Here is a 23688-nt window from a genome sequence, read left to right as displayed (position 1 = left end):
TACGACGGACGTGACGGGCACGATCGACCTGCCGGCCGACAAGGAAATGGTTCTGCCGGGCGACAACGTGACGATGACCGTCAAGCTGCTGGCCCCGATCGCCATGGAAGAAGGCCTGCGTTTCGCCATCCGTGAAGGCGGCCGTACCGTCGGCGCCGGCGTGGTCGCCAAGATCATCGCCTAAGTAGCACCCATCAGCGAAGGCGGCTCAGTCCTCCCCGGCCGCCTTCGTCTTTCGTTCTTTAGGAAACGCCATGAAAAACCAAAAGATCCGCATCCGTCTGAAGGCTTTCGATTACAAGCTGATCGACCAGTCCGCTGCGGAAATCGTCGATACCGCCAAGCGTACCGGCGCCGTTGTCCGTGGCCCCGTGCCGCTGCCCACGCGCATCCGCCGCTACGACGTCCTGCGTTCGCCGCACGTGAACAAGACGTCGCGCGACCAGTTCGAGATCCGTACCCATCAGCGCCTGATGGACATCGTGGATCCCACCGACAAGACCGTTGACGCCCTGATGCGTCTGGACCTGCCGGCCGGCGTCGACGTCGAAATCGCGCTGCAGTAAGACCGCAAGACCTTCGAGCCTGCTACCTTCGCCGGCAGGCCCGGAAAAAGAAAAGCCGCATTCCCCGGAATGCGGCTTTTTTGTTTGTGGCGCGCAACGGCCAATCGCGCTAAGTGCTTGTGCTGCCTGAAAAAAACGTGCTAATATGCGAAGCTTGCCATTTTGTGGCAAGAGCAGCTATGGAAAAAAGGCAGGCGGGTTCGATTTTCAGAGCCATCGTGCCTTTGACCAGGTTGAACATAGTCGTAGGGCAGAGGCCGTTACCCTTTGCCTGATTAGCCCCGACCAATCGCAGTCGGGAATGGAGAAAACGATGTCGAATTCGACACCCACGCCCGCCGCTCACCGGCTGGGGCTGGTGGGTCGCAAGGTCGGCATGACCCGCATTTTCACCGAGGATGGCGAATCCATTCCGGTGACCGTGCTGGACGTGTCGAACAACCGCGTGACCCAAGTTAAGTCGCTGGAAACCGACGGCTACGCCGCGATCCAGGTGGCTTATGGCACTCGTCGTGCCTCGCGCGTGGCTCAGCCGCAAACGGGCCACTACGCCAAGGCCGGCGCTGAAGCCGGCAGCATCCTGAAAGAATTCCGCCTTGATCCCGCCCGCGCCGCCGAATTCGCGGCTGGTGCCGTGATCGCCGTGGAATCGGTGTTCGAAGCCGGCCAACAGGTCGACGTCACGGGCACCACCATCGGTAAAGGCTTCGCCGGTACCATCAAGCGCCACAACTTCGGTTCGCAGCGCGCGTCGCACGGTAACTCCCGTTCGCACCGCGTCCCGGGCTCGATTGGTCAAGCTCAAGATCCGGGCCGTATCTTCCCGGGTAAGCGCATGGCCGGTCACCTGGGTGATGTCACCCGCACCGTTCAAAACCTCGACGTCGTTCGCGTTGACGCTGAGCGCGGCCTGCTGCTGGTCAAGGGCGCCGTCCCCGGCCACGCTGGCGCCGACATCGTCGTGCGTCCGGCCATCAAGGCCCCGGCCAAGAAGGGAGCGTAAGTAAATGGATCTCAAGCTCCTGAACGACCAAGGTCAGGCCGCCGCGACTTTCAGCGCGCCCGACACGATCTTCGGCCGCGACTTCAACGAAGCCCTGATTCATCAGATCGTGGTGGCCTTCCAGGCCAACGCCCGTTCCGGCAACCGCGCTCAGAAGGATCGTGCCGAAGTCAAGCACACCACCAAGAAGCCCTGGCGCCAGAAGGGTACCGGCCGCGCTCGCGCCGGTATGACCTCGTCGCCGCTGTGGCGTGGGGGTGGTCGGACTTTCCCGAACTCGCCCGAAGAGAACTTCAGCCAGAAGGTCAACAAGAAGATGTACCGCGCCGGGATCCGCTCGATCCTGTCGCAGCTGGCTCGCGAAGACCGCATCGCCGTCGTCGAATCGTTCGATCTGGAATCGCCCAAGACCAAGGCCGCCGCTGCAAAGCTGAAGAGCCTGGGCCTGGACTCGGTCCTGATCATCACCGACAGCGTCGATGAAAATGTTTACCTCGCCACCCGCAACCTGCCGCACGTTGCCGTTGTCGAGCCCCGTTATGCCGATCCGTTGTCGCTGGTCCACTACAAGAAAGTGCTGATCACCAAGCCGGCCATCGCTCAACTCGAGGAGATGCTGGGATGAACGCTGAACGCTTGATGCAAGTCATTCTGGCGCCGATCGTGACCGAAAAGGCCACCTTCGTTGCCGAGAAGAATCAGCAAGTCGCTTTCCGTGTCGTGGCTGACGCTACCAAGCCGGAAATCAAGGCTGCCGTCGAACTGCTCTTCAAGGTGCAGGTCGAGTCCGTGCAGGTCCTCAACCGTAAGGGCAAAGTCAAGCGCTTTGGCCGATTCGTTGGCCGCCGCCGCAATGAGCGCAAGGCCTACGTCTCGCTCAAGGACGGCCAGGAAATCGACTTTGCGGAGGTGAAGTAAATGGCCCTCGTAAAAGTTAAGCCGACTTCGGCTGGCCGCCGTGGCATGGTGAAGGTCGTCAGCCCGAACCTGCACAAGGGCGAGCCCTACGCGCCGCTGCTGGAAAAGAAGACCCGTGGCTCGGGCCGTAACAACAACGGCCACATCACGGTCCGCCATCGTGGCGGCGGTCACAAGCAACACTACCGTGTCGTCGACTTCCGTCGCGACAAGGATGGCATTCCGGCCAAGGTCGAGCGTCTGGAATACGACCCCAACCGTACGGCGCACATCGCTCTGCTGTGCTACGCCGACGGCGAACGTCGCTACATCATCGCTCCGCGCGGCCTGGAAGTGGGCGCCACGCTGGTCTCGGGCATCGAAGCCCCGATCCGCGCCGGCAACACCCTGCCGATCCGCAACATCCCGGTGGGTACGACCATTCACTGCGTCGAAATGATCCCTGGCAAGGGTGCCCAGATGGTCCGCTCGGCCGGCGCTTCCGCCGTCCTGCTGGCCCGTGAAGGCGTCTACGCTCAGGTCCGTCTGCGCTCGGGTGAAGTCCGCCGTGTGCACATCGAGTGCCGCGCCACCATCGGTGAAGTCGGTAACGAAGAACACAGCCTGCGCCAGATCGGCAAGGCCGGTGCAATGCGTTGGCGCGGTGTCCGCCCGACGGTCCGTGGCGTCGCCATGAACCCGGTGGATCACCCGCACGGTGGCGGTGAAGGCCGTACCGGTGAAGCACGCGAACCGGTCAGCCCGTGGGGCACTCCGGCGAAGGGTTACAAGACCCGTCGCAACAAGCGGACGAACAATATGATCGTCCAACGGCGCAAGCGCAAGTAAGAGGCGAACACTATGTCACGTTCGATCAAGAAAGGCCCGTTTGTCGATGCTCACCTGATCAAGAAGGTGGACACGGCCGTCGCGGGCAAAGACAAGAAGCCGATCAAGACCTGGTCGCGTCGCTCGACGATCCTGCCCGAGTTCATCGGTCTGACGATCGCTGTGCACAACGGCAAGCAACATGTTCCCGTGTACATCAACGAGAACATGGTCGGTCACAAGCTGGGCGAGTTCGCGCTGACCCGCACGTTCAAGGGTCACGCCGCGGACAAGAAGGCGAAGAGGTAAGCGATGGAAACTACTGCCATTATCCGTGGGGTTCACATCTCCGCTCAAAAGACGCGCCTGGTTGCGGATCTGATCCGCGGCAAGTCCGTCGCGCAAGCGTTGAACATCCTCACCTTCTCGCCGAAGAAGGCCGCCGCCATCCTGAAGAAGGCTGTCGAGTCCGCCATCGCCAACGCCGAGCACAACGACGGCGCCGATATCGACGAACTGAAGGTCACCACGATTTTCGTGGACAAGGCCCAGTCGATGAAGCGCTTCTCCGCTCGCGCCAAGGGCCGCGGCAACCGTATCGAGAAGCAGACCTGCCACATCACGGTCAAGGTCGGAGCTTAAGGAGTCACGATGGGTCAGAAAATTCACCCCACTGGGTTCCGTCTCGCGGTCACCCGTAATTGGTCCTCGCGTTGGTTCGCCGACGACAAGGCCTTCGGCTCGATGCTGGCCGAAGACATCCGCGTGCGCGAGTACCTGAAGAAGAAGCTCAAGAGCGCCTCCGTCGGTCGCGTGATCATCGAGCGTCCCGCCAAGAATGCCCGCATCACCGTCTACTCGGCTCGTCCGGGCGTGGTGATCGGCAAGCGCGGCGAAGACATCGAAAGCCTGAAGGCTGATCTGCAGCGCCTGATGGGCGTGCCCGTGCACGTCAACATCGAAGAAATCCGCAAGCCGGAAACCGATGCTCAACTGATCGCCGACTCGATCTCGCAACAGCTCGAGAAGCGCATCATGTTCCGCCGCGCCATGAAGCGCGCGATGCAGAACGCCATGCGTCTGGGTGCCCAAGGCATCAAGATCATGAGCTCGGGCCGTCTGAACGGTATCGAAATTGCCCGCACCGAGTGGTATCGCGAAGGCCGTGTGCCGCTGCACACGCTCAAGGCCAACATCGACTACGGCACCTCCGAAGCCCACACCACGTACGGCGTGATCGGCATCAAGGTCTGGGTCTACAAGGGCGACATGCTGGCCAACGGCGAACTGCCGCCGGAAACCGCCGCCCCGCGTGAAGAAGAACGTCGTCCGCGCCGCGCTCCGCGTGGTGATCGTCCGGACGGTGCTCGCACCGGTCGTCCGGGTGGTCGTGGCCGTGGTCCCCGCAAGGCGGACGCTGCTCCGGCGCCTGAAGGAGAATAACCATGCTGCAACCCTCTCGCAGAAAGTATCGCAAAGAGCAGAAGGGCCGCAACACCGGTCTGGCGACCCGCGGCACCAACGTGTCGTTCGGCGAATTCGGTCTGAAGGCCACCGGCCGTGGCCGTCTGACCGCCCGTCAGATCGAAGCCGCTCGTCGTGCCATCAATCGTCACATCAAGCGTGGCGGCCGTATCTGGATTCGTATCTTCCCGGATAAGCCCATCTCGCAGAAGCCTGCCGAAGTCCGTATGGGTAACGGTAAGGGCAACCCGGAGTACTGGGTCGCCGAAATCCAGCCCGGCAAGGTGCTCTACGAAATGGAAGGGGTTAGCGAAGAGCTCGCGCGTGAAGCTTTCCGCCTGGCCGCTGCCAAGCTGCCGATTTCGACCACGTTCGTCGCGCGTCATATCGGTGCTTAAGGAGTACTAAGATGAAAGCCAGCGAACTCCGTTCGAAAGACGCCGCCGAGCTCGGCAAAGAGCTCGAAAGCCTGCTGAAGGCACAATTCGGTCTGCGTATGCAGAAGGCCACGCAGCAGCTTGCCAACACCAGCCAGCTGCGCAACGTGCGCCGCGACATCGCGCGCGTGCGTACCTTGCTGACCGAGAAGGCAGGGAAATAAAGATGAGCGAAACTCAAAACACCCAAGTGGCCAAGCGCCAGCGTACGCTGGTCGGCAAGGTCGTCAGCAACAAGATGGACAAGACTGTCGTCGTGCTCGTCGAGCGCCGCGTCAAGCACCCCATCTTCGGCAAGATCATCATGCGTTCCGCGAAGTACAAGGCGCACGATGAATCGAACCAGTACAACGAAGGCGATACGGTTGAAATCGCTGAAGGCCGTCCCATCTCGCGCTCGAAGTCGTGGCGCGTGGTGCGTCTGGTTGAAGCCGCACGTATCATCTAAGTGAAAGCAGTTTGTCGGAACGGTTCGCCGTTCCGATAATGAAACGGCAAGGGATCAAACCCTTGCCGTTTTTTTTGCGCCGTGCGGAAGTGTGGCGGGGCTTGTTTTCAGCGGTGGGCCATCTCGCGCAGCCGGCCCGCGATGCCGGTGGGAAAGTAATACACCGACACCACGAACAGGATGCCCAGCCACAGCAGCCAGCGGTCGGGTTCGAACAGCAGGGCCAGCGGCGCGACGCCGGAGACCAGGCCGTGCACGTGGTGCAGGCCGTCCTGCAGATAGCTCTGGGCGAATACGAACAGGCTGGCGCCCACCACCGCGCCATACATGGTGCCCATCCCGCCGATCACCAGCATCAGCAGGATATTGAGCATGATCTCGAACGACAGCGAGGCGTCGGGGCCGTTGTAGCGCAGCCAGAGCGCGTACATGGCGCCGGCCAGCGTGGCGAAGGCGGCCGCCAGGAGATTGGACAGGCTGCGGTACAGCACGGTGCGGTAGCCGATGGCTTCGGCGCGGAAGGGGTTCTCGCGGATCGCCTGCAGCACGCGGCCGAAGGGCGAGTTCACGATGCGCAGCAGCAGCAGGAACAGCACCAGGCAGACCGCGGCGATCAGGTAGTAGGTGATGATGCGGCCGTCCACGTTCACGCCGAACAGCGGTTCGGAGAACGGCCGGAAGGCCGGGCGCAGCATCTGCGGCACCTTGAAGCTCAGGCCGTCCTCGCCGCCGGTCAGGTGCGACAGCTGCGACACCAGGGTCTGGAACGCGGCGGCCACCGCCAGCGTGATCATGGCGTAGAAGATGGCGCGCACCCGCAGGCTGGCCAGGCCGATCAAGAGCGCGAAGGCCAGCGACACCGCCAGGCCGGCGGCCGTGCCGGCCAGTATCGCGGTCCAGCCGGGCTCCATGCGCACGCTGGCGATGGCCACGCCATAGGCGCCGATGCCGAAGAACATGGTGTGCGCGAAACTGACGATGCCGGTGTAGCCCAGCAGCAGGTCGTAGCTGGCCACCAGGATCACGAACACCAGGATCTTGGCGGCCACGGCCAGCGACTTCGGGCCGGGAAACAGAAAGGGTGCGGCCGCCAGCGCGGCCACGATCGCGATCAGCAGCAGCGTCAGCACGGCGCTGCGGGGAGGGTCGCCGGAAAGCAGGCGTACGGACATGTCGGTTCCTAGCGGTTCGTGACCGGATACACGCCCTGCGGGCGCCACAGCAGGATGGCGACCATCAGCGCGATGTTCGAGAACAGGGCGGCCTTGGGCATCAGAAAGCCCGTGTAGTTGGCCATCAGGCCCACCAGCAGCGCGCCGATCAGGCAGCCCACGGTCGAGCCGAGGCCGCCGATCATGATGACGATGAAGATCAGCACGTTGACCTGCGCGCCCAGCTGCGGCACCACCGACTGCTGGTACATGCCCCACAGCACCCCGCCCAGCCCCGCCAGCATCGAGCCGGCGACGAACACGCCCACGAACAGGTGGCGGATGCGGTAGCCCAGGCTTTCCACCATCTCGCGGTCTTCCACCCCGGCGCGGATCAGCAGGCCGAGCTTGGTGCGGTTGAGCAGCCACAGCATGCCGCCCAGCACCAGCAGCCCGGCCACCAGCGCCACGATGCGGAACTTCTCGATGGCGGCGTCGCCCAGCAGGAACGCGCCGCGCATGGCCTCGGGCAGCGGCAGCGAAATCGTCTGCGGGCCCCACAGCATCTTGATGATCTCTTCGCCGATGATCATGCCGCCCATCGTGATCAGGATCTGCTTGAGATGCTGCCCGTACACCGGGCGCACGATGACGCGTTCGAACGCCAGGCCGACGGCGCCGGCCACCAGCATGCCGACGATCATGGCCGGCAGCACCGCGGCCAGGTTCACCCACAGGCTGCCGGACTGGGTCCAGTCGGCCATGGCGCCCAGCACCGTGGCCGCCATGTACGCGCCGATGGCGATGAACAGGCCGTGGCCGAAGTTCAGCACGTCCATCAGCCCGAAGACCAGCGTCATGCCGGAGGCCACGATGAAGATGATCATGCCCATCGCCAGGCCGGCCAGGGTCAGCGTGACCCAGGTCGACAGCGAGCCCACCAGCGGCAGCGCGATCGCCGCCAGGGCCAGCACCAGCAGCGCCGGGCGCAGGTCCGCGCGCACGCGCGGCAAGGGGGTATCGAGTTCCAGCGTGCTCATTGGTGGCTTCCCAGCGACAGGCCCAGCAGGCGCGTCTGTAATGCGTCGTCCTCGGCCAGCTGCGCCATGCTGCCGGCATGGACCACGCGGCCGTTGTCCATCACGGCGACGTGATCGCCCACGAGGCGGGCGAAATTGAAGTTCTGCTCGACCAGCAGGATGGTGGTGGAGGCCTGCTTCAGTTCGATGAAGGCGTCGATCATGTTCCGCACGATGGCGGGCGCCAGGCCCTTGCTGGGCTCGTCGACCAGCAGCAGCCGGCGCGGCTCGATGATGGCGCGCGCCACCGCCAGCATCTGCTTCTGGCCGCCCGACAGCTTGCCGGCCGGGTGCAGCCAGAATTTCTTCAGCGCCGGGAAGAAACCGAAGATCCATTCCAGCCGGGCGCTGTCGAGCTGGCTGGCGTTGCGCGCCTGGCGCGCCGCCAGCAGGATGTTCTCCTTGACCGACAGGTCGGCGAAGATGCCCATGTTCTCGGGCACGTAGGCCATGCCCAGGCGCGCCATGTCGGGCGGCGAGGTGCGCTTGCCGGGCCCGCCCACCGGCGCGCCGTCGAAGCGCACCTGGCCTTGCGAGGCGCGCCACAACCCCATGATCGTGCGCAGCGTGGTGGTCTTGCCCGCGCCGTTGCGTCCCAGCAGCATGGTCACGCCGGCGGCGGGCACCGCCAGGTCGACGCCGTGCAGGATGTGGTAGGCGCCGATGTGCGTGTGCACGTCCTTCAATTCCAGCAGCGCTTGCGTCATGCCGCCTTCTCCGTGGGGCTCACGCCCAGATAGGCCTGCTGCACGATGGGCGAGGCGATGACTTCGGCCGGCTCGCCGTCGGCCATCAGGCGGCCGTTGTGCAGCACCACGATGCGGTCGGCCAGTTCGCGCACCACGTCCATCTTGTGCTCCACCAGCAGGATGGTCTTGCTTGCGTCGTTCTTGATTTCGCGGATCAGCTCCAGCACCACCGGCACGTCGTCCACGCTCATGCCGGCCGTGGGCTCGTCGAACATGAACACCTGCGGATCGAGCGCGACCAGCATCGCGATCTCCAGCTTGCGCTGGTCGCCGTGCGGCAGGTCGGCGGCCGGCTGGTCGCGGCGCGCCGACAGGCGGGTGCGCGCCAGCAGCGCGTCGGCGCGTTCGATCAGGGCGCGGTCGTCGCTCCAGGTGCGCCAGAAACGGATCTGGCGCCAGCCCATGCCTTGCTGGCGTGACTGCAGCGCCAGCCGCACGTTCTCGTGCACGCTCAGGCGCGGAAACAGCTGGGTCAGCTGGAACGCCCGGCCCAGGCCCGCGTGCATGCGCGCCGGCGCGCCCAGCGCGGTGAGGTCGCGCCCGTTCAGGCGCACCGTGCCGGCGCTGGCGCGCAGCTGGCCGGAGATCAGATTGAAGTAAGTGGTCTTGCCCGCGCCGTTGGGGCCGACGATGGCCGTCAGCGTGCCGGGCGCATAGCTGCAGCTGACTTCGTCGACGGCCACGTGCCCGCCGAAACGGATGGTGAGCGATTGGGTCTCCAGCATGGACGGACGCAGGCTCAGCGCTTGTTCTGGATGGGCACCGACATCTGGTCGGGCGTGATTTCCCTGACCAGGTCCTGCACCGCCCACGGCACCGAGGGATCGTTCTTGATGCGGAAGTGGTACATGGACTGCATGGCCTGGTGGTCCTCGGGGCGGAATGTCATCTTGCCCTTGGGCGTGTCGAAGCTCATGCCTTCCATGGCCTTGATCAGCGCGTCGGTGTCGGAGTCGCCCTTGGTCCTGGCCAGCGCCGTCGCGATCGCGATGCCCGAGGCCATGCCGCCGGCGGTGAAGAAGTCCGGCGGCTGCCCGTAGCGCTTCTGGTGTTCGGCCACCAGCCAGTCGTTGATCGGGTTCTTGGGTATGCCGTAGTAGTAATAGGTGGCGCCTTCCATGCCGACCAGCGATTTCAGCGGCGTCATGGCCGCCAGCGTGTTGCCGCCGGTGGCGATCTCGATGCCGAAGCGCTGCGGGTCGAGGTCGGCGATCTTGAACGGGTTGCCGGCGCCGGCCCACAGGATGAAGATGATCTTGCGCCCGGGCTGGTCCTTCAGCGCATCGAACAGGCGCTGCGCGCCGGCGGTGAAATCGGTGGCGTTGGCCGGCAGATATTCCTCGTGCACGATCTTGGCGTTCTTGAGGGCGCTCTTGAACGCCTTGACGCCGTCGCGGCCGAAGGCGTAGTCCTGCGCGAGCATGGCGATGGAGGTGCCGGCCTGGTCGAAGGCGACCGCGTTGGCGATGGCGTCCTGCGAGGAATTGCGGCCGGTGCGGAAGATGTACCGGTTCCACTTGTCGCCGGTGATGGAGTCCGCCACGGCGGGCTCGACCAGCAGGATCTTCTCGTACTCTTCGGCGATCGGCAGCATGGCCAGCGCCACGCCGGACGACGTGGGGCCCACGGCGATGTCGGCATTGTCGTCGGCATAGGCCGAGGCCAGCTGGGCGCGCGCCACGTCGGGCTTGCCCTGGTTGTCCTTCTCGATGACGCGGATCTTGCGCCCGGCCACCGTCATGCTGCCCTGGGTCGCGTACTCCAGGCCCAGCATCAGGCCGGCCTGGGTCTGCTTGGCGTAGGCCTCCAGCGGGCCGGTCTTGTCGTAGACGTGGGCCACGACGAAATCCTTCGCCGCGGCCGCGGAACTCATGCACAGGCCGGCGAGCGCGGCGAGCAGTAGGCGTTTCATAGGGGACTCCTGTTTATCAGTGACGTGCGGCGAGGAATTGGCGGACGGCTTCGATCTGCGGGGCGACGTTGAGCGCGGGGGCGTGGCCGCAATCGGGGAAATCGATGCGCTGCGCGCGCGGGCCGCGCCGCGTCATGGCCTCGGCCACTTCCGGCAGCAGCAGATCCGACTCGGCCCCGCGCAGCAGCAGCAGCGGCATGCGCAGCGAGTCATAGCCGCTCCAGCGGTCGTAGTCGCCGGGATGATGGCTGAACTGGCCGACGATGGCCGGGTCGTAGTGCGCGGTCACGCGCCCGTCCGGCAGGCGGCGCATCGAGGTCTCGGCCATGCGGCGCCATTGCTCGTCGCTCTGCCAGCCATAGGGCTTGTAGGCGGCGCGCAGCCAGGTCTCCAGTTCGGTGACCGTGTCGAAGGCCGGCGGATCGCCGGCGTAGTCCAGGATGCGCCGGACGGCAGGGCGCGGCAGTTCCGGCCCGATGTCGTTGACCACCAGGCGCGAGATGCGGTCGCGCAGGGTGGTGGCCGCGGCATGCATGCCGATGGCGCCACCCATGGACGTGCCGACCCAGCGCACGCTGGCAAGCGCCAGCCCGTCGAGCAGGGCGCGCGCCAGCCGCGCGTAGAAGTCCAGCCGGTATTCGGCCACCGGGTCCGGGCTCCATTGCGATAGGCCGCGGCCGATCGTGTCCGGGCAGATGATGCGGTAGTCGGGCGCCAGCGCCTGCGCCAGCTCGTCGAAGTCGCGCCCGGTGCGCGCCAGGCCATGCCACATGACCAGCGGCGGCGCGTCGGGGGCGCCCCATTCGGTGTAATGCAGTTCGCGGCCTTCGCAGCGCAGATAGCGCGAGGCCGGCGCGGGCGCGGTCGCCATGAGTCTCCTCCCGGTGGGTCCAGGTCGTTCTGTGCGGTTGTTGTACGCTTATGCGGGTGAATATAGACTTGCGCCAGGCGCGCGCACAATGCGCCGCCCGCCCTGCTGCAGGCTGAGTCAAGAACTTGTAGACGCAAGATCAATTTGCGCTTCGCATCCCAGGAGACCGCGCCATGTCGGAGACGGAATTCGCCATTTCGGCCGGCGCCGGCGCGGACCGGCGCGATCAATGGCGCGCGGCGCTGGCCGACGCCTTCGGCCCCTTCGAGGTCCACGGCGGCAAGCCCGGCCATTTCGCCGGGCGCCTGCGCTACGCGCGCCGCGCCAGCCTGCAGTTCAACGACCTGCACTACCAGGGCCAGCAGCTCGAACGCACGGCCGGCAATGTCTCGCGGCTGGACCAGGAGTTCTATACCTTCGGCCTGCCGCTGGCCGGGCCGCTGGCGGTGCGCCAGCAGGGGCGGGAATTCCAGGTCGAGCCGGGCTGCGTGTACCTGATGAACCAGAGCCTGCCGTACCAGGCCACGGCGCTGGGCGCCGGCGGCTACCGCAGCCTGAGCATCTCGTTTCCGCGCAGCGCGCTGTCGCAGCGCGATTCGCGTGTCGGCGCCTTCCACAAACTGCGCATCGATGACGGCTCGCCGCGAGGCGCCATGCTGGCTAGCTACATGGAACACATGTTCAAGGGCATGGACGGCTGGTCCGACGCCGAGGTCGCCGAACTGGGCGAGCGCCTGATCGACCTCATCGTGCTGTTCCTGGTGCAGCCGGGGCAGGGCCATGCGTCGGAGTCGGACAGCAGCGTGACGGTGGCGCACCGCCAGCGCGTGCTGGCCTACATCCGGCAGCACCTGGCCGATCCCGAACTGTCGCCGGCGCGCGTGGCCGAAGGCTGCGGCATCTCCGTGGCCTACCTGCACCGCATCCTGCGCGCTGGTGGGCTGTCGGCGGAGTCCTTCATCTTCGACCAGCGGCTGGAACGCTGCCACGCGCTGCTGCTGGACCCGCGCCATCGCCATCGCGCGATTTCCGAACTCGCCTACCAGGTCGGGTTCTCGCATCCGGCGCATTTCAGCCGCCTGTTCAAGCGGCGCTTCGGCGTGTCCGCGCGCGAACTGCGCGCCCGTTCCTAGGACGCGGCCGCCGCCAGCGCCGCGTCCAGGTCGCCGATGATGTCGGCGTGGCTCTCGAAGCCCACGCCGAGCCGGATCAGTCCCGGCGGCAGCCCCGATTCCGCCAGCTGCTGCGGCGTCATCATGCCCGCCCACATGGCCGCCGGATGCACCACCAGGGTCGAGAACGAGCCGAAGCTGGCCGAGCGATGCGCCAGCGTGAGCGCGCCCACGACGCGCTCGGCCTGCGCCATGCCGCCCGGCACCTCGAAACTCAGCACGCCGCCGTATCCGCTCATCTGCGCGCGCGCCAGCGCGTGCTGCGGATGGCTTTCCAGGCCGGGATAGTGCACCGCCGACACCGCCGGGTGCGCGGCCAGGTGCCGGGCGACGGCCAGCGCGGTTTCGTTCTGGCGCGCCACGCGCATGGGCAGGGTGCGCAGGCCGCGCAGCACCAGCCAGGCGGCGAAGGGGTCCAGCGTCGCGCCCAGCAGATAGGCCTTTTCCCACACGGCCTTGATGCGCTGCTCGTCGCCCACCAGCACGCCGGCCGAGGCGTCGCCGTGGCCGCACAGGTACTTGGTGGCGCTGTGCATCACCAGGTCCATGCCCAGCGCCAGCGGCTGCTGGTTGATAGGCGAGGCGATGGTGTTGTCGACCAGCGTGGTGATGCCGCGGGCGCGCGCGATGTCCGACATGCGCGCCAGGTCCGTCAGGCGCAGCATCGGATTGGACGGGCTTTCCAGCACGAAGAGGCGGGTCTCGGGGCGCGCGGCGGCGGCGAAGCCGTCGGCGTCGGCCTGGTCCACGAAGCTCACGTCGATGCCGAGCTGCGGCGCGATGTTCTGCAGCAGGCCGGTGGTGCCGCCGTACAGCACGCGCTGCGCCACCACGTGGTCGCCGCGGCCGGCGAAGGCCAGCAGCGCCGCCGTGATGGCGCCCATGCCGGAGGCGGTGGCCAGCGCGCATTCGCCGCCTTCCAGCCCGGCCACGGCGGACTCGAACGCGCGCGTCGTGGGGTTGCCGTAACGTGTATAGAATCCCGGATGCAGGGGCCGCGTCGCCATGTCCAGGAAAACGCCGGCCTCGTCCGTGGCGAAGCTGGCCGTCTGGTACAGCGGCGGGGCCACGGGATACGAGCTTTCCGGCAGCAGTACGGCCGCCTGCGCCAGGCGGGTATGGGGATCGGAATGGGAAGACATCGTCTATGACCTCATCGAATGATTTCAGGTCCTACGATCTTATGGATGGCGGCGAGGCTGTCTTGTCTGATCCTGCTGTCGCCGCCCACGGCCTCTACGGCGGCCTGCGCGACGGCGTGCGGGTGTGGCGGCAGGGCGCCTGCGGCGCCATGGCTACCGCGGCGCGCTTCGTGCGCCACCGCTTCCGGCCGCATACCCACGACACCTTCATGTTCGGCCTCATCGAAAGCGGGGCCAAGGAATTCCAGCGGGGGCGCGCCACCTATCTCGCCGCGCCGCAATCGGTATCGGTGGTCAATCCGGGCGACCTGCACACCGGCCGCCGGGCCGCGGGAGCAGAGCTGCGCTATCGCGCGCTGTACGTCCCGGCCGACGCCATGTCGCAGGCGCTGGGCGCGGCCGCGGCCGTGGGCTTCCAGTCGGGCGTGGTCCAGGACTCCGCGGTGTTCCGCGCCATGCTGCGCGCCCACGACGCCCTGGTCGAAGGCGATTCGCGCCTGGCCTGCGACGGCCTGATGCTGGCGGCCCTGGGCCTGCTCGCCTCGCGCCATGGCGGCGCGGCGGCCGCCGGCCCGGCGCGGGAGGCCCGGCCCGAGATCCGGCGGGCCCGCGCGCTCATCGAGGATTGCCACGCGCAGGCCTTGTCGGTGGCCGAGATCGCGCGGGAGGTGGCGCTGAGCCCCTACCACCTGATGCGGCAGTTCCGCAGCCAGGTCGGCATGCCCATGCACGCCTACCAGCTGCAGGTGCGGGTCGAGCGCGCCAGGCGGCTGCTGGCCGCGGGCCAGGCGCCGGCCGACGTGGCCCTGAGCGTGGGCTTCGCGGACCAGGCCCATTTTTCCAAGCGCTTCAAGAGCCTGGTAGGGGCCTCGCCCGCCTCGTATCAGCGCGACCTGCGCCGCTGATGCGCCGGTGGCCCGGATGAAAAAACGGGCTCCCGCGGGAGCCCGTCAGTACATCCTGGCCGCGTAGCGGTCAGATGTGGGTGATGAACTTGGTCACCAGGTAGCCGTCGAACGTTTCCAGGCCGCCTTCGCTGCCGATGCCGCTGTCCTTGATGCCGCCGAAGGGCGTCTCGGCCAGGGCGCTGCCGAAATGGTTGATGTTGACCATGCCGGCTTCCAGGCCGTTGGAGACCTTGGTGGCCGTCTTCAGCGAGTTGGTGAACACGTAGGACGACAGGCCGAAGGGCAGGCTGTTGGCGCGGCGCAGCACTTCATCGGTGTCGGTGAAGCGGACCACGGGCGCGACCGGGCCGAAGGGCTCTTCGGTCATGAGCATGGAATCGTCGGGCAGCTCGGTCACGACCGTGGGGGCGAAGAAGAAGCCCTTGCGGTCCAGCGGGCCGCCGCCGACCACCACCTTGCCGCCGTGCTTCTTGGCGTCGTCGATGAAGGCGGTCATGGCGGGGACGCGGCGCTCGTGCGCCAGCGGGCCCATGTCGGTGCCGGTTTCAAGGCCGTCGCCGACCTTGATGTTCTTCAGCACTTCGGAGAAGCGCGCCAGGAACTGCTCGTAGGCGCCGTTCTGCACGTAGAAGCGGGTCGGCGATACGCAGACCTGGCCGGCGTTGCGGATCTTGAACTTGGCCAGCATGGTGGCGGCGCGGTCGATGTCGGCGTCGTCGAACACCAGCACCGGCGAGTGGCCGCCCAGTTCCATGGTGACGCGCTTCATGTGCGCGCCGGCCAGCGCGGCGAGCTGCTTGCCCACCGGCACCGAGCCGGTGAACGACACCTTGCGCACGATGGGCGAGCGGATCAGGTAGTCCGAGATCTTGGCGGGTTCGCCCCACACGATGTTCAGGCAGCCCTTGGGCAGGCCGGCGTCGTGGAACATGCGGGCGATCGCCATGACGGCGCTGGGGGAATCCTCGGGACCTTTCAGCACCACCGTGCAGCCGGCGCCGATGGCGGCGGCGATCTTGCGGATGGCCTGGTTGTACGGGAAGTTCCAGGGCGTGAACGCGGCGCAGACGCCGATGGGTTCGCGCACGACGATCTGGCGCACGTCGGGGTTGCGCGGCGGCACCACGCGGCCGTAGATGCGGCGGCATTCCTCGGCGTGCCAGTCGGCGTGCTCGGCGCAGGAGGTGACTTCGCCCACGGCCTCGGCCAGCGGCTTGCCCTGGTCCAGCGTCATGTTGCGGCCGATCTCGTTGGCGCGTTCGCGCGACAGCGTCGCGACCTTGCGCAGGATGGCCGAGCGGTCCATGGGCGAGGATTTCTTCCACGACTCGAACGCGCGCTGGGCGGCGGCTAGCGCCCGGTCCAGGTCCGCTTCGGTGGCGTGGGGCAACTGGCCGAGAACTTCCAGCGTGGCCGGGTTGATGACGTCCTGGGTGCGCCTGCCCTCTCCGGCGACGAATTCTCCGTCGATATACAGCGCCAACTGTTCATACATGCCTGTCTTCCCTTGCTAAATAGGAGTGGATAGCGATCACTGTCGCCCGCTCCAGTCTAAACCAGCTTGTGGATGGCGGGGAGGGCCAATGGCGGACGGGGCCGTGGAGCCAATCGGACCGCAAACCTTGCACGCGCGCCCGGGCATGGCCAAAATGGGGCATCTTTGGCCGCCTACCCGATTCCCTATTGTGCAACCCGTCGATGCGCGTCCGTCCGGCAAGCCCAGCCTCTATTCCCGGGTGTTCTTCCGTTTCATCGACTGGCTGCGCCAGCGCATCGCCCAGGCGTCGCTGGTGGGGGACCGGCCCATCTTCCGAAACGACCAGTTCCCCTGGCTGGCCGCGCTGGAGGCCCAGGCGCCGGCCATCCGCGATGAACTGAACGGGCTGCTGTCCGAACGCCAGCAGCTGCCGTCCTTCCACGAGCTGTCCCCCGACGTGGGCATGATCACGTCCGACGACCAATGGAAGACCTTCGTCTTCATGGGCTACGGCCTGCGTTCCGAGCGCAACCTGGCGCGCTGCCCGGCGACGGCGCGCGCCCTGCAGGGCATTCCGGGCCTGCGCACCGCCTTTTTCTCCATACTCGAGCCCGGCAAGCGGATTCCGCCGCATACCGGACCCTATAACGGCGTGCTGCGCCTGCACCTGGGACTGGTCGTGCCCGAGCCGGCCGAACGCTGCTGGATCGAGGTGGGCGGCGAGCGCTACCACTGGAAGGAAGGCGAGGCCGTGGTGTTCGACGACCTCTACCTGCACCAGGTGCACAACGACACCGAGGGCCTGCGCGCCGTGCTGTTCGTGGATTTCGAGCGGCCCTGCCGGGCGCCGGTGCGCTGGCTCAACCGCCTGGTGCTGGCGGCGGCGCCGTTCACCGACGAGATCCGCCGCGGCAAGGCCAACCACGACGCCTGGGAACGCAACTATTACGGCGGCAAGCGCGCCGGAAATAAAACGGGGGCGGATTGATTCGGGGCAGAAACGGCCTGCGGCCCGGAGTTGTCCACAGGCGTTGTCGTGTATTTGCTCTCTATGTCAACAAAGGGCTTGCGCTCAAAATATAAGCAGGCTAGAATTATCAGCTTTCCCAGATTGTCTGTTGGCTTAGAGGTCTACGTAGAGGTCTAAGCCCAGGCGATTGGGGGAATTACCCGCAGGATTTCAACCCAGGGTCGTTGCGTTGCCACCAGTTGCTGGTCTTTGGAGCGGAAAAGCTCGAGGCGCCAGCCAACAAAAGCAGGGCGGCTGACCTGACGGGACCAAAACTGGCAGGAATTGCAGTGTTCCTAAGGGGGAGAGCCCCGGGGGAAAACCGTATTTCCAGTTAAGTTGGAACAGGAAAAATCATGATCCAAATGCAGACCACGCTGGATGTGGCCGATAACACTGGTGCGCGTCATGTCATGTGCATTAAGGTGCTCGGTGGCTCCAAGCGCCGTTATGCCGGTATCGGCGACATCATCAAGGTGAGCGTCAAAGATGCGGCTCCGCGCGGACGCGTCAAGAAAGGCGAAATTTACAATGCCGTGGTGGTTCGTACCGCCAAGGGCGTGCGCCGTAAGGACGGTTCGCTGATTCGTTTCGGTGGCAATGCCGCCGTGTTGCTCAACGCCAAGCTGGAGCCCATCGGCACCCGCATCTTCGGACCCGTGACGCGTGAACTGCGTACCGAGAAGTTCATGAAGATCGTGTCGCTGGCCCCGGAAGTGCTGTAAGGAGCCCTACGATGAACAACATTCGTAAAGGCGACGAAGTCATCGTCCTGACGGGTCGCGACAAGAAGCGTCGCGGTACCGTGCTGGCTCGCGTTGGCGCCGACCACGTGCTGGTCGAAGGCGTCAATGTCGTCAAGAAACACGTGAAAGCCAACCCGATGGCCAACAACCCGGGCGGAATCGTCGAAAAGACCATGCCGATCCACATCTCGAATGTGGCGCTCTTCAACCCCGCGACCGGTCGTGGCGACCGCGTCGGCGTGCAGGAAGTCGAAGGTCGCAAGGTCCGCGTGTTCCGTTCCAATGGTGCCGTTGTCGGCGCCAAGGCGTAAGGGGCGATAGACATGTCTCGTTTGCAAGATCTGTACAAGAGCAAGGTCGCTGCCGACCTGCAGGCCAAGTTTGGCTACAAGAGCGCGATGGAAGTGCCGCGCATCACCAAGATCACCCTGAACATGGGTGTCTCGGAAGCCGTCGCTGACAAGAAGGTCATCGAGCACGCCGTCTCGGACCTGACCAAGATCGCCGGCCAGAAGCCCGTCGTGACGAAGACCAAGAAGGCTATCGCCGGGTTCAAGATCCGCGAAAACTACCCGATCGGTTGCATGGTCACGCTGCGTGGTCAGCGTATGTACGAATTCCTGGATCGCCTGGTGGCGGTTGCGCTGCCCCGCGTGCGCGACTTCCGCGGCATCTCGGGTCGTGCTTTCGACGGCCGTGGCAACTACAACATCGGGGTGAAAGAGCAGATCATTTTCCCCGAAATCGAGTACGACAAGATCGACGCGCTGCGTGGGCTGAACATCAGCATCACCACCACCGCCAAGACCGACGAAGAAGCCAAGGCGCTGCTGACCGCCTTCAGCTTCCCGTTCCGTAACTAAGGGGCTGATGACGTGGCTAAACTTTCCCTCATCAATCGCGACATCAAGCGCGCCAAGCTGGCTGACAAGTTCGCCGCCAAGCGCGCTGAGTTGAAGGCGATCATCGACGACCAGTCGAAGACCGACGAAGAACGTTACCAAGCTCGGCTCAAGCTGCAACAGCTGCCGCGCAATGCCAACCCGACGCGTCAACGTAACCGTTGCGTGGTCACCGGTCGTCCGCGCGGCGTGTTCCGCAAGTTCGGCCTGACGCGCCACAAACTGCGTGAAATGGCGATGAAGGGTGAAATCCCCGGCATCACCAAGGCCAGCTGGTAGGAGAAACAATATGAGCATGAGCGATCCCATCGCCGATATGCTGACCCGCATTCGCAATGCGCAGCAAGTGGACAAAGTTACGGTGAGCATGCCCTCCTCGAAGCTGAAGGCGGCCATTGCCGCCGTGCTGAAGGACGAAGGCTACATCGACAGCTTTGAAGTCAAGGGCACCCAGGCCAAGCCTGAGCTCGAGATCACCCTGAAGTACTACGCCGGCCGTCCGGTCATCGAACGCATCGAGCGCGTTTCGCGCCCGGGCCTGCGTATCTACAAGGGCCGTACCAGCATTCCTCAGGTCATGAACGGCCTGGGCGTGGCCATCGTTTCGACCTCGCGCGGCGTCATGACCGACCGTAAGGCTCGCGCCAACGGCGTCGGCGGCGAAGTGCTTTGCTACGTGGCCTAAGGAGAGTCGAATGTCACGTATCGCTAAGTATCCGGTCGAACTGCCCAAGGGTGTTGAAGCCAACATCCAGCAGGATCAGATCATCGTCAAGGGCCCGCTGGGTTCCCTGACCCAAGCCCTGACCGGCGACGTCACGATCGCGTTGGACGAAGGCAAGCTCACGTTTGCCGCCGCCAACGAGACCCGTCACGCCAACGCCATGTCGGGCACCGTGCGCGCGCTGGTGGCCAATATGGTCAACGGCGTGAGCAAGGGATTCGAGCGCAGGCTGAACCTGGTTGGCGTGGGTTACCGCGCCTCGGTTCAAGGCGACGCCGTTAAGCTGCAGCTCGGTTTCTCGCACGACGTCGTGCATCAGTTGCCGGCCGGTATCAAGGCCGAATGCCCCACCCAGACGGAAATCGTCATCAAGGGCGCCAACAAGCAAGTCGTCGGTCAGGTGGCCGCTGAAATCCGCGCGTACCGCGAACCCGAACCCTACAAGGGCAAGGGCGTGCGTTACTCGGACGAACGCGTCGTCATCAAAGAAACCAAGAAGAAATAACGGCGCACGCAAGGACGAATCATGGACAAAAAAGTTTCCCGTTTGCGTCGTGCGGTTCCGACCCGCCGGAAGATCAGCGAGCTGCGCGTTCATCGCCTCTCGATTTTCCGCTCGAACCAGCACATCTACGCCAACATCATTTCGCCGGAAGGCGATCGCGTTCTGGTCAGCGCCTCGACGGTCGAAGCCGAAGTGCGCGCGCAACTGGCCGGCCAAACCGGTCAGGGCGGCAACAAGGCCGCTGCGTCGCTGGTCGGCAAGCGCGTGGCCGAAAAGGCCAAGGCTGCCGGTATCGAACTGGTTGCTTTCGATCGCTCGGGCTTTCGTTACCATGGCCGCGTGAAGGCGCTGGCCGATGCCGCGCGTGAAGCCGGCCTGAAGTTCTAAGCGAGGATCTGTCAAATGGCTAAAGTACAAGGCAAGAACGCCGCGGAAAAAGAGAACGATGACGGCCTCCGCGAAAAAATGATCGCGGTCAACCGCGTGAGCAAAGTCGTCAAGGGTGGTCGCACCATGAGCTTTGCCGCGCTGACCGTGGTCGGCGATGGCGACGGCCGCATCGGCATGGGCAAGGGCAAGGCGCGCGAAGTGCCGGTGTCCGTTCAGAAGGCTATGGAACAGGCCCGTCGCGGCATGTTCAAGGTGGCCCTGAAGAACGGCACGCTGCACCACTCCGTGGTCGGCAAGCATGGCGCCGCCACCGTGCTGATTTCGCCCGCTGCTGAAGGTACCGGCGTTATCGCCGGCGGCCCGATGCGCGCTATTTTCGAAGTGATGGGTGTGCGTAACGTGGTTGCCAAGAGCCTGGGCTCGAGCAACCCCTACAACATGGTTCGCGCCACGTTGAACGGCCTGCGCGCCTCCCTGACCCCGGCGGATGTTGCTGCCAAGCGCGGCAAGACCGTCGAAGAAATCCTGGGGTAAATCATGGCTCAGAAGCAGATCAAAGTGACCCTCGTGCGCTCGGTGATCGGTACCAAGCAATCGCACCGTGATACGGTTCGCGGTTTGGGCTTGGGCCGTATCAACAGCAGCCGCGTGCTGGTCGATACGCCCGAGGTGCGTGGGATGATCCGTAAGGTGGATTATCTCGTTTCCGTCTCGGAAGCCTAAGGAATCACCATGTCGGATATGCAACTCAATACGCTGAAGCCCGCCGAGGGCAGCAAGCACGCCAAGCGCCGTGTCGGCCGTGGCATCGGTTCGGGTCTGGGCAAGACCGCCGGCCGTGGCCACAAGGGTCAGAAGTCGCGCTCGGGCGGTTTCCATAAGGTTGGCTTCGAAGGCGGTCAAATGCCGCTGCAGCGTCGTCTGCCCAAGCGCGGTTTCACCCCGCTCGGCCAGCACCTGTACGCCGAAGTCCGTCTGTCGGACCTGCAAGACGTGCCCGTCGACGAAATCGACGTGCAAGTGCTGAAGGCCGCTGGCGTGGTCGGTCAGGCGGTTCGCTACGCCAAGGTCATCAAGTCGGGTGAACTCTCGCGCAAGGTCGTGCTCAAGGGCATTACCGCGACGGCCGGCGCTCGCGCCGCCATCGAAGCCGCGGGCGGCTCGCTTGCCTGATCACGAGGTGACGAGTGGCTAACGCGCAGGCATTGGGCAAAACCGGAGGACGTTACGGCGATCTGAAGCGCCGTCTCGTTTTCCTGGTGCTCGCCCTGGTGGTTTACCGGTTGGGTACACACATCCCGGTACCGGGCATCAACCCGGATGCGCTGGCGGACCTGTTCCGCCAGAACCAGGGCGGGATCCTCGGCCTGTTCAACATGTTCTCGGGCGGGGCGCTTTCGCGCTTCTCGATTTTTGCCCTGGGGATCATGCCGTACATTTCGGCATCCATCATCATGCAGCTGATGTCTGTGGTGGTGCCGTCGCTGGAAGCCCTCAAGAAAGAGGGCGAATCCGGCCGTCGGAAGATCACCCAATACACCCGCTACGGCACCGTGGTGCTGGCGCTGGTGCAGGCTGTGGGCATTTCGGTTGCGCTGGAGTCCCAACCGGGGCTGGTGATCGATCCGGGCATGCTGTTCCGCTTCACGACCGTCGTGACCCTGGTCACCGGCACCATGTTCGTCATGTGGCTGGGTGAACAGATCACGGAACGCGGTCTGGGCAACGGGATTTCCATCCTGATCTTCGCAGGTATCGTTGCGGGTCTGCCCGCGGCGCTGGCTGCATTGCTGGACCTGGTCCGCACCAACTCGATGTCCGTGCTGTCGGCGCTGTTCATCGTGGCTCTGGTGGTGCTGGTTACCGCTTTTGTGGTGTTCGTCGAACGCGGACAGCGCAAGATCACGGTGAACTACGCCAAGCGTCAGGTCGGCAACAAGATCTACGGTGGCCAAAGCTCGCATTTGCCGCTGAAGCTGAACATGGCAGGGGTGATTCCGCCGATCTTCGCATCGTCGATCATTCTGTTCCCGGCCACGATCACGAGCTGGTTTTCCAGCAGCGAGAACATGCGCTGGCTTAGCGACCTGGCTGCGGCCCTGTCGCCTCGTCAACCGCTCTACATCACGCTGTATTCGGCCGCGATCATTTTCTTCTGCTTTTTCTACACGGCTCTGGTGTTCAACAGCCGCGAAACGGCGGACAACCTGAAGAAGAGTGGTGCGTTCGTTCCGGGCATCCGTCCGGGCGAACAAACGGCGCGCTACATCGACAAGATCCTGATGCGTTTGACGCTCGCAGGTGCCATCTACATCACGTTGGTGTGCCTGTTGCCGGAATTCTTGGTGATGCGCTGGAACGTTCCGTTCTACTTCGGTGGTACGTCTCTGTTGATTATTGTGGTGGTGACGATGGATTTCATGGCGCAGGTCCAGGCCTACATGATGTCTCACCAGTACGACTCGTTGCTCAAGAAGGCTAACTTCAAGGGCCCGGGTTTGCCGATGCGGTAAGCAAGAGAATGTCCAAGGACGACGTCATTCAGATGCAAGGTGAGGTTCTGGAGAACCTCCCGAACGCGACATTTCGCGTCAAGCTCGAAAACGGCCACGTGGTGTTGGGCCATATTTCCGGCAAGATGCGTATGCATTACATCCGGATCCTGCCGGGTGACAAGGTCACAGTGGAGCTCACGCCCTATGACCTGACGCGAGCCAGGATTGTTTTCCGCTCCAAGTGAGCGGAACCGGATTACGGAAAATTAGGAGTCAACCATGAAAGTAATGGCATCGGTTAAGCGGATCTGCCGCAACTGCAAAGTTATCAAACGTCACGGCGTGGTGCGCGTTATCTGCACCGACCCGCGTCACAAGCAGCGTCAAGGCTAACCCGGGTTAGCGACTACGCAACGGATTTATTCAAGGAACAGTCATGGCCCGTATTGCTGGCATTAACATTCCGCCGCATCAGCACGCCGAGATCGGCCTGACCGCCATTTTTGGCATCGGTCGCACGCGCGCTCGCAAGATTTGCGAAGCGGCAAACGTCCCGTTTGACAAAAAGGTCAAGGATCTGAGCGACGCTGAACTGGAACGCGTTCGCGAACACGTTGGCGTGTTCACGGTCGAAGGCGACCTGCGTCGTGAAGTGCAGCTCTCGATCAAGCGTTTGATCGACCTGGGAACCTACCGAGGCATGCGCCACAAGCGCGGCCTGCCCGTGCGCGGCCAGCGCACTCGCACCAACGCCCGCACCCGCAAGGGCCCGCGTCGTGCTGCTGCGTCCCTGAAGAAATAATCGAGGAACTG

The 23688-nt window shown here is 64.6% G+C and carries 36 protein-coding genes and 1 pseudogene; 29 read left to right on the top strand and 8 right to left on the bottom strand.

Annotated features, from left to right (window positions below; genetic code table 11):
* The 12 genes and pseudogenes from A6B37_RS22675 to rpsQ form a co-directional block, all read left to right on the top strand.
* A pseudogene (locus A6B37_RS22675) lies at window positions 1-184 on the top strand (elongation factor Tu); the annotation flags it as partial.
* Window positions 185-254: 70 nt separating this feature from the next.
* Window positions 255-566, top strand: a complete 312-nt coding sequence (gene rpsJ, locus A6B37_RS22670) for a 30S ribosomal protein S10 (protein WP_003806903.1) — start codon at window positions 255-257, stop codon at window positions 564-566.
* A gap of 313 nt (window positions 567-879) precedes the next feature.
* Window positions 880-1569 (top strand): 50S ribosomal protein L3, encoded by a 690-nt coding sequence (gene rplC, locus A6B37_RS22665; protein WP_168202287.1) that lies wholly within the window; start codon window positions 880-882, stop codon window positions 1567-1569.
* 4 nt (window positions 1570-1573) lie between these two features.
* Window positions 1574-2194 (top strand): 50S ribosomal protein L4, encoded by a 621-nt coding sequence (gene rplD, locus A6B37_RS22660; RefSeq protein ID WP_043541548.1) that lies wholly within the window; start codon window positions 1574-1576, stop codon window positions 2192-2194.
* Window positions 2191-2487: a 50S ribosomal protein L23 gene (rplW, locus tag A6B37_RS22655; RefSeq protein ID WP_006216557.1), complete on the top strand. Its 297-nt coding sequence runs from the start codon at window positions 2191-2193 to the stop codon at window positions 2485-2487. Before rplD ends, rplW begins: the two co-directional genes overlap by 4 nt.
* Complete coding sequence (gene rplB / locus A6B37_RS22650; protein ID WP_102775024.1) at window positions 2488-3315, top strand: 50S ribosomal protein L2; 828 nt, start codon at window positions 2488-2490, stop codon at window positions 3313-3315.
* Window positions 3316-3327: 12 nt separating this feature from the next.
* Window positions 3328-3603 (top strand): 30S ribosomal protein S19, encoded by a 276-nt coding sequence (rpsS, locus tag A6B37_RS22645; protein WP_006216555.1) that lies wholly within the window; start codon window positions 3328-3330, stop codon window positions 3601-3603.
* Window positions 3604-3606: 3 nt separating this feature from the next.
* The gene (gene rplV / locus A6B37_RS22640) at window positions 3607-3936 is read left to right on the top strand and encodes a 50S ribosomal protein L22 (RefSeq protein ID WP_102775025.1); all 330 of its coding nucleotides are present in this window, start codon (window positions 3607-3609) and stop codon (window positions 3934-3936) included.
* A 9-nt stretch (window positions 3937-3945) separates the two neighbouring features.
* On the top strand, window positions 3946-4737 hold the full coding sequence (gene rpsC / locus A6B37_RS22635; RefSeq protein ID WP_006389609.1) for a 30S ribosomal protein S3: 792 nt from the start codon (window positions 3946-3948) through the stop codon (window positions 4735-4737).
* 2 nt (window positions 4738-4739) lie between these two features.
* On the top strand, window positions 4740-5156 hold the full coding sequence (rplP, locus tag A6B37_RS22630; protein WP_029579982.1) for a 50S ribosomal protein L16: 417 nt from the start codon (window positions 4740-4742) through the stop codon (window positions 5154-5156).
* Between the two features lie 11 nt (window positions 5157-5167).
* Window positions 5168-5359, top strand: a complete 192-nt coding sequence (rpmC, locus tag A6B37_RS22625; protein WP_003806912.1) for a 50S ribosomal protein L29 — start codon at window positions 5168-5170, stop codon at window positions 5357-5359.
* Window positions 5360-5361: 2 nt separating this feature from the next.
* A complete protein-coding gene (gene rpsQ, locus A6B37_RS22620; protein WP_006216549.1) occupies window positions 5362-5643 on the top strand; it encodes a 30S ribosomal protein S17 in 282 nt (93 codons plus the stop codon).
* A 107-nt stretch (window positions 5644-5750) separates the two neighbouring features.
* Here rpsQ and A6B37_RS22615 read toward each other — a convergent pair whose 3' ends face one another.
* From A6B37_RS22615 to A6B37_RS22590, 6 genes are read right to left on the bottom strand one after another with little or no spacing between them, the layout of a single operon-like run.
* Entirely contained in the window at window positions 5751-6815 is a 1065-nt protein-coding gene (locus tag A6B37_RS22615) for a branched-chain amino acid ABC transporter permease (RefSeq protein WP_102775026.1), read from the bottom strand.
* An 8-nt stretch (window positions 6816-6823) separates the two neighbouring features.
* Window positions 6824-7834, bottom strand: coding sequence for a branched-chain amino acid ABC transporter permease (locus A6B37_RS22610; RefSeq protein ID WP_102775027.1), 1011 nt, complete (start codon window positions 7832-7834; stop codon window positions 6824-6826).
* The gene (locus A6B37_RS22605; RefSeq protein WP_111826962.1) at window positions 7831-8580 is read right to left on the bottom strand and encodes an ABC transporter ATP-binding protein; all 750 of its coding nucleotides are present in this window, start codon (window positions 8578-8580) and stop codon (window positions 7831-7833) included. The genes A6B37_RS22610 and A6B37_RS22605 overlap by 4 nt, the downstream gene beginning before the upstream one ends.
* Entirely contained in the window at window positions 8577-9347 is a 771-nt protein-coding gene (locus A6B37_RS22600) for an ABC transporter ATP-binding protein (protein WP_111826961.1), read from the bottom strand. Before A6B37_RS22600 ends, A6B37_RS22605 begins: the two co-directional genes overlap by 4 nt.
* 14 nt (window positions 9348-9361) lie before the next feature.
* Complete coding sequence (locus A6B37_RS22595) at window positions 9362-10534, bottom strand: substrate-binding domain-containing protein (RefSeq protein WP_102775030.1); 1173 nt, start codon at window positions 10532-10534, stop codon at window positions 9362-9364.
* Between the two features lie 16 nt (window positions 10535-10550).
* Window positions 10551-11405 carry an alpha/beta hydrolase gene (locus A6B37_RS22590; protein ID WP_111826960.1) on the bottom strand — a complete coding sequence of 285 codons (855 nt, stop codon included), beginning with the start codon at window positions 11403-11405 and terminating at the stop codon, window positions 10551-10553.
* 173 nt (window positions 11406-11578) lie between these two features.
* Between A6B37_RS22590 and A6B37_RS22585 the strand changes: the two genes are divergently transcribed.
* Complete coding sequence (locus tag A6B37_RS22585) at window positions 11579-12538, top strand: helix-turn-helix domain-containing protein (RefSeq protein WP_111826959.1); 960 nt, start codon at window positions 11579-11581, stop codon at window positions 12536-12538.
* Here A6B37_RS22585 and A6B37_RS22580 read toward each other — a convergent pair.
* Window positions 12535-13719 carry an aminotransferase class I/II-fold pyridoxal phosphate-dependent enzyme gene (locus tag A6B37_RS22580; protein ID WP_111826958.1) on the bottom strand — a complete coding sequence of 395 codons (1185 nt, stop codon included), beginning with the start codon at window positions 13717-13719 and terminating at the stop codon, window positions 12535-12537. The genes A6B37_RS22585 and A6B37_RS22580 overlap by 4 nt on opposite strands.
* A 62-nt stretch (window positions 13720-13781) precedes the next feature.
* Here A6B37_RS22580 and A6B37_RS22575 point away from each other — a divergent pair, with 62 nt between their 5' ends.
* On the top strand, window positions 13782-14624 hold the full coding sequence (locus A6B37_RS22575) for an AraC family transcriptional regulator (protein WP_111826987.1): 843 nt from the start codon (window positions 13782-13784) through the stop codon (window positions 14622-14624).
* A gap of 70 nt (window positions 14625-14694) precedes the next feature.
* Here A6B37_RS22575 and A6B37_RS22570 read toward each other — a convergent pair whose 3' ends face one another.
* Window positions 14695-16122: an NAD-dependent succinate-semialdehyde dehydrogenase gene (locus A6B37_RS22570; RefSeq protein ID WP_102775034.1), complete on the bottom strand. Its 1428-nt coding sequence runs from the start codon at window positions 16120-16122 to the stop codon at window positions 14695-14697.
* A gap of 190 nt (window positions 16123-16312) precedes the next feature.
* Between A6B37_RS22570 and A6B37_RS22565 the strand changes: the two genes are divergently transcribed.
* The 15 genes from A6B37_RS22565 to rpsM all read left to right on the top strand — a co-directional run bounded on the left by A6B37_RS22565 (window position 16313) and on the right by rpsM (window position 23677).
* Window positions 16313-17092, top strand: coding sequence for an aspartyl/asparaginyl beta-hydroxylase domain-containing protein (locus A6B37_RS22565; RefSeq protein ID WP_246842539.1), 780 nt, complete (start codon window positions 16313-16315; stop codon window positions 17090-17092).
* Window positions 17093-17469: 377 nt separating this feature from the next.
* A complete protein-coding gene (rplN, locus tag A6B37_RS22560; protein ID WP_006216531.1) occupies window positions 17470-17838 on the top strand; it encodes a 50S ribosomal protein L14 in 369 nt (122 codons plus the stop codon).
* Window positions 17839-17849: 11 nt separating this feature from the next.
* Window positions 17850-18170: a 50S ribosomal protein L24 gene (rplX, locus tag A6B37_RS22555; RefSeq protein ID WP_102775036.1), complete on the top strand. Its 321-nt coding sequence runs from the start codon at window positions 17850-17852 to the stop codon at window positions 18168-18170.
* A gap of 12 nt (window positions 18171-18182) precedes the next feature.
* On the top strand, window positions 18183-18722 hold the full coding sequence (rplE, locus tag A6B37_RS22550; RefSeq protein ID WP_102775037.1) for a 50S ribosomal protein L5: 540 nt from the start codon (window positions 18183-18185) through the stop codon (window positions 18720-18722).
* Between the two features lie 12 nt (window positions 18723-18734).
* The gene (gene rpsN / locus A6B37_RS22545; protein ID WP_006216527.1) at window positions 18735-19040 is read left to right on the top strand and encodes a 30S ribosomal protein S14; all 306 of its coding nucleotides are present in this window, start codon (window positions 18735-18737) and stop codon (window positions 19038-19040) included.
* A gap of 10 nt (window positions 19041-19050) precedes the next feature.
* Complete coding sequence (rpsH, locus tag A6B37_RS22540) at window positions 19051-19446, top strand: 30S ribosomal protein S8 (protein ID WP_102775038.1); 396 nt, start codon at window positions 19051-19053, stop codon at window positions 19444-19446.
* Between the two features lie 10 nt (window positions 19447-19456).
* Window positions 19457-19990: a 50S ribosomal protein L6 gene (gene rplF, locus A6B37_RS22535; RefSeq protein WP_102775039.1), complete on the top strand. Its 534-nt coding sequence runs from the start codon at window positions 19457-19459 to the stop codon at window positions 19988-19990.
* A 21-nt stretch (window positions 19991-20011) separates the two neighbouring features.
* A complete protein-coding gene (gene rplR, locus A6B37_RS22530) occupies window positions 20012-20377 on the top strand; it encodes a 50S ribosomal protein L18 (RefSeq protein WP_102775040.1) in 366 nt (121 codons plus the stop codon).
* Between the two features lie 15 nt (window positions 20378-20392).
* Window positions 20393-20914: a 30S ribosomal protein S5 gene (rpsE, locus tag A6B37_RS22525; protein ID WP_102775041.1), complete on the top strand. Its 522-nt coding sequence runs from the start codon at window positions 20393-20395 to the stop codon at window positions 20912-20914.
* A 3-nt stretch (window positions 20915-20917) separates the two neighbouring features.
* Window positions 20918-21103: a 50S ribosomal protein L30 gene (gene rpmD / locus A6B37_RS22520; RefSeq protein WP_006216520.1), complete on the top strand. Its 186-nt coding sequence runs from the start codon at window positions 20918-20920 to the stop codon at window positions 21101-21103.
* A gap of 9 nt (window positions 21104-21112) precedes the next feature.
* Window positions 21113-21553, top strand: a complete 441-nt coding sequence (gene rplO / locus A6B37_RS22515) for a 50S ribosomal protein L15 (protein ID WP_111826957.1) — start codon at window positions 21113-21115, stop codon at window positions 21551-21553.
* 14 nt (window positions 21554-21567) lie between these two features.
* Window positions 21568-22893, top strand: coding sequence for a preprotein translocase subunit SecY (gene secY / locus A6B37_RS22510; protein ID WP_102775042.1), 1326 nt, complete (start codon window positions 21568-21570; stop codon window positions 22891-22893).
* Between the two features lie 8 nt (window positions 22894-22901).
* A complete protein-coding gene (infA, locus tag A6B37_RS22505) occupies window positions 22902-23120 on the top strand; it encodes a translation initiation factor IF-1 (protein ID WP_003806927.1) in 219 nt (72 codons plus the stop codon).
* 34 nt (window positions 23121-23154) lie between these two features.
* A complete protein-coding gene (gene rpmJ / locus A6B37_RS22500) occupies window positions 23155-23268 on the top strand; it encodes a 50S ribosomal protein L36 (protein ID WP_003806928.1) in 114 nt (37 codons plus the stop codon).
* 43 nt (window positions 23269-23311) lie between these two features.
* Window positions 23312-23677 carry a 30S ribosomal protein S13 gene (gene rpsM / locus A6B37_RS22495; RefSeq protein WP_006389632.1) on the top strand — a complete coding sequence of 122 codons (366 nt, stop codon included), beginning with the start codon at window positions 23312-23314 and terminating at the stop codon, window positions 23675-23677.
* The last annotated feature ends 11 nt before the right edge of the window (window positions 23678-23688 follow it).

The sequence above is a fragment of the Achromobacter sp. HZ01 genome (assembly GCF_003267925.1).
Taxonomy (GTDB): domain Bacteria; phylum Pseudomonadota; class Gammaproteobacteria; order Burkholderiales; family Burkholderiaceae_B; genus Achromobacter; species Achromobacter pulmonis_A.
Note: the sequence above shows the minus strand (reverse complement) of the source record. Positions and strands in the feature narration are given on the sequence as shown.